The organism is Aeromonas sp. 604176, assembly GCF_049170755.1.
In the GTDB taxonomy this organism is placed as follows: Bacteria; Pseudomonadota; Gammaproteobacteria; order Enterobacterales; family Aeromonadaceae; genus Aeromonas; species Aeromonas veronii_A.
In genome coordinates this window covers 1-3,613 of record NZ_JAAKNE010000197.1, presented here as the reverse complement: position 1 = coordinate 3,613, position 3,613 = coordinate 1, and the positions used below count along the sequence as shown (strand labels likewise).

General features: G+C 59.0%; 4 protein-coding genes. 2 read left to right on the top strand and 2 right to left on the bottom strand.

The window, feature by feature from the left end:
• On the top strand, window positions 1-1,687 hold a 1,687-nt coding region (fruA, locus tag G5358_RS20420; protein WP_421324815.1), incomplete at its 5' end, for a PTS fructose transporter subunit IIBC.
• A gap of 101 nt (window positions 1,688-1,788) precedes the next feature.
• Here the strand turns inward: fruA and G5358_RS20415 are convergent.
• Window positions 1,789-2,040, bottom strand: coding sequence for a DUF1289 domain-containing protein (locus G5358_RS20415; RefSeq protein ID WP_216953548.1), 252 nt, complete (start codon window positions 2,038-2,040; stop codon window positions 1,789-1,791).
• Window positions 2,041-2,189: 149 nt separating this feature from the next.
• Here G5358_RS20415 and mltA point away from each other — a divergent pair, with 149 nt between their 5' ends.
• Window positions 2,190-3,341, top strand: a complete 1,152-nt coding sequence (gene mltA / locus G5358_RS20410) for a murein transglycosylase A (RefSeq protein WP_421324814.1) — start codon at window positions 2,190-2,192, stop codon at window positions 3,339-3,341.
• 98 nt (window positions 3,342-3,439) lie between these two features.
• Here the strand turns inward: mltA and G5358_RS20405 are convergent.
• On the bottom strand, window positions 3,440-3,613 hold a 174-nt coding region (locus tag G5358_RS20405; RefSeq protein WP_421208531.1), incomplete at its 5' end, for an integrase core domain-containing protein.

Genomic DNA, 3,613 nt, shown 5'->3' with positions numbered 1-3,613 from the left:
TGCCACCAGCTTTCTCGCTGCAAAACGGATAGAACAGCAGGCCAAACTGGCTGGCTGGGAGCTCACCCTCGACGTCGGCTCCAGCGTGCAGCCTCGCCAAGTACCGAGCAAGGAGCAGATTGCCGCCGCCGATCTGGTGCTGGTTGTCGCCAGTGCCCCGGTGGATCTCGCCGCCTATGATGGCAAGCGAGTCTATCAGGGCAGCATGGATCTCGCCCTGCAGGATCCGGCTGCCTTGCTGGAAGCCGCAACCAGCGGTGCCAGCGTCTATCGTCATCAAGCCGCGCCCGCTGCCGCCAAACCGGCCGCCGTTGGCAAGCACATTGTGGCAGTGACAGCGTGCCCGACTGGCGTAGCCCACACCTTTATGTCGGCAGAAGCGCTGGAGACCATGGCCAAACAGCTGGGTTATCAGATCCGCGTTGAGACCCAAGGCTCGGTCGGTGCCCAGAACGCCCTGACTGCCGAGGAGATTGCCGCTGCCGATCTGGTGTTCCTCGCCACCGATATCGAAGTGGACATGGCGCGCTTTGACGGTAAGCCGGTCTATCGTACCAGCACGGGCGCGGCATTGAAGAAAACCCGCGTCGAGATCGACAAGGCGTGGAATGAGGCGACACTGTATCGCCACAGCGGCGCCAGCCAACCCAAGAAAGAGGAAAAAGCCGGCCCCTACAAGCATCTGCTGACCGGCGTCTCCTTCATGCTGCCGATGGTGGTGGCGGGCGGCCTTATCATCGCGCTCTCGTTCGTATTCGGTATCGAAGCGTTCAAGGTGGAAGGCACTCTGGCCGCCGCTCTGATGAAGATCGGTGGTGGCTCAGCCTTCGCCCTGATGATCCCGGTGCTGGCCGGTTACATTGCCTACTCCATCGCTGACCGTCCGGGTCTCGCCCCCGGCATGATCGGCGGCATGCTGGCAAGCTCGCTGGGTGCCGGTTTCCTTGGCGGCATCGTGGCCGGTTTCCTGGCCGGTTACAGTGCCAAGTACCTGAGCGACAAGGTACGTCTGCCGAATACCCTAGAAGCGCTCAAGCCCATCCTGATCATTCCGTTGGTGGCCAGCCTCTTTACCGGTCTGGTGATGATCTACGTAGTGGGTGGTCCGGTGGCTAGCATCATGAATGCCATGACAGAGTTCCTCAACAACATGGGCTCTGCCAACGCCGTGCTGCTGGGTGTCATCATCGGCGCCATGATGTGCTTTGACATGGGCGGCCCGGTCAACAAGGCGGCTTACGCCTTCGGTGTCGGCCTGCTGGCCTCCAAAACCTATGCCCCCATGGCTGCTGTGATGGCCGCCGGTATGGTGCCGGCACTGGGCATGGGAATTGCCACATTCCTGGCCCGTACCAAGTTCATCAAGGCGGAGCAGGAAGCGGGAAAAGCATCCTTCGTACTGGGTCTGTGCTTTATCTCCGAGGGGGCCATTCCGTTTGCCGCCAAGGATCCGATGCGCGTCATCCCGGCCTGTATGGTTGGCGGCGCCCTGACCGGTGCACTTTCCATGCTGTTCGGCTGCGAACTGATGGCACCCCACGGCGGTCTGTTTGTGCTGTTCATCCCGCACGCCATCAGCAATGTCATGATGTATATCGTGGCCATTGCAGCAGGCTCGCTGCTGACCGGGGTCTCCTACGCCATGCTCAAGCGCGGCGAAGAGCAGGCCAAGCTGGCCACGGCATAAGCCTCGCCACCCGGCAAGACGTCATAACCAAGAGCGGCCTGTGGGCCGCTTTTTGTTTTGTCGGGAGGATAGGTAACCTGTGAGGGGAAGATAGGGAGTGGTTAAAACTCCCAGCCTTGTTGTTCTGGCAACTGGGGTTGCGCTCCTTCCAGCGCTTTTCGCCGCGCAGCCTCAACCCGCGCCTTGCGGGCGCGACACAGACGCATTACATCCTGTTGCTGGGCCGGGCTCATTTTCTGCCAGTTGAAACGCTCCTCGCGATTGCGCAGGCATCCTTTGCAATAGCCCTTGTTGTTCACCTCGCAGACCCCGATACAGGGGCTCTGCAACGGGAATATTTCGAGCTGTTCCATCCATTACCTCGCATATCCTGTCACCTTGTTATAACCCAGCATCCTCCCTTTGGAAAAATCTCTCTTCAAGTGATTGATGTCGTTTGCTTTCCCCCTGCAAATTTGGCATCTTGCCGCCGAGCAGGACTCTTGGTGTTAAATGAGGACATATGAACAAACACGGATTCTGGCTGACCGCGATAGTGCTGGGGTTGGCCGGGTGTGCGGGTAACTCTGACAAAGCAGAGGTGCCCAAAAAACAGACTGATGACAGATGTTTTCTCAACTGCGAGGCGCCGGAAAATCTGGGCAAGCAGTATCTGGACGGTACCTTGCCGGGGGATCTGGTGCGGGTCGAGCGGGTCAACAGTCGTGCCAGTGCCGATTACAGCAAATTTGGCCCCCAGAGTCGCATTGTCATGCAGCGTTCAGGGCGGATGGCGAGCCGTTATGGTGAACTATATCGTCTGCTCTCCCGCTGGGTAGCGAACGGCGGCAATCCTGCCGACATCACCCGTTACGGTATCAGCCTGGCTCAGCTGGGCGGCGCCGATCGCATGGGCAACGTGCTCTTTACCGGTTACTACTCGCCGGTGCTGGAGGTGCGTCACCGCCCCGATGCCAAATACAAATATCCCATCTATGCCATGCCAAAATGTGGCGGTCGCTGTCCGACCCGGGCACAGATCCACCAGGGCGCCCTTGCCAACCGCGGGTTGGAGCTGGGTTACAGCAAATCCCTTATCGACAACTTCCTGATGGACGTACAGGGATCGGGCTTTGTTCACTACGGTGACGACGATAGGCTGCAATATCTGGGTTACAGCGGCAAGAACGGCCACGGCTATGTGAGCATTGGCCGGGTGCTGATTGACCGCGGTGAAGTGCCCAAGGAGCAGATGTCGATGAAGGCCATCAAGGAGTGGGCCAACCAGCAACCTGAGCACAGGGTCAAGGAGCTGGTAGAGCAGAACCCCTCCTATGTCTTCTTCGAGCGTCGCCCGACTAATGATGTGATCGGTGCCGCCGGTATCCCGCTGCTGCCGCTGGCGGCCGTCGCTGCCGACAAGACCCTGCTGCCGATGGGTACCCCGATCCTGGCCGAAGTTCCCTTGCTCGATAAAGAGGGCAACTGGACCGGCAAGCACCAGCTGCGCTTGTTGATTGCGCTGGATGTGGGCGGGGCGGTGAAGAAGGGTCACCTCGATCTCTACCACGGCATGGGTGAGAAGGCAGGTGTCGCGGCCGGTCACTACAAGCACTTTGGCCGTGTCTGGAAGCTGGGCCTGCACCACGGGCCGACTGCTGCCCCCTGGTTGTAATACTCTGAGGGTTTGGGCGTCTGTCATCGGGCGCTCGAGCAAAGATGAATGTCTAGTCCTGAAATAGGTTTACACATTTTCAACTAGCATTTTTCTACTCAGAACCCCCTATGTACCGCATCGGGGGTTCTGTATTTCAACGCATGATGCGGCCGCTCCACGTTGTAAATATCCACCGCTTCACGCACCATTTTTCGCGCTTGCGTCAAATCCTGCGGGCTTTGCAACAATAACTCTCCTTTCAAAATCCCGTTCACCCGCTCCGCCAACGC

What these genes read in the sequence shown, in the direction of transcription:
- mltA (WP_421324814.1), top strand. Translation starts at nt 2,190, where the DNA reads ATGAACAAACACGGATTCTGGCTGACCGCGATAGTGCTGGGGTTGGCC.
- G5358_RS20415 (WP_216953548.1), bottom strand. Translation starts at nt 2,040, where the DNA reads ATGGAACAGCTCGAAATATTCCCGTTGCAGAGCCCCTGTATCGGGGTC.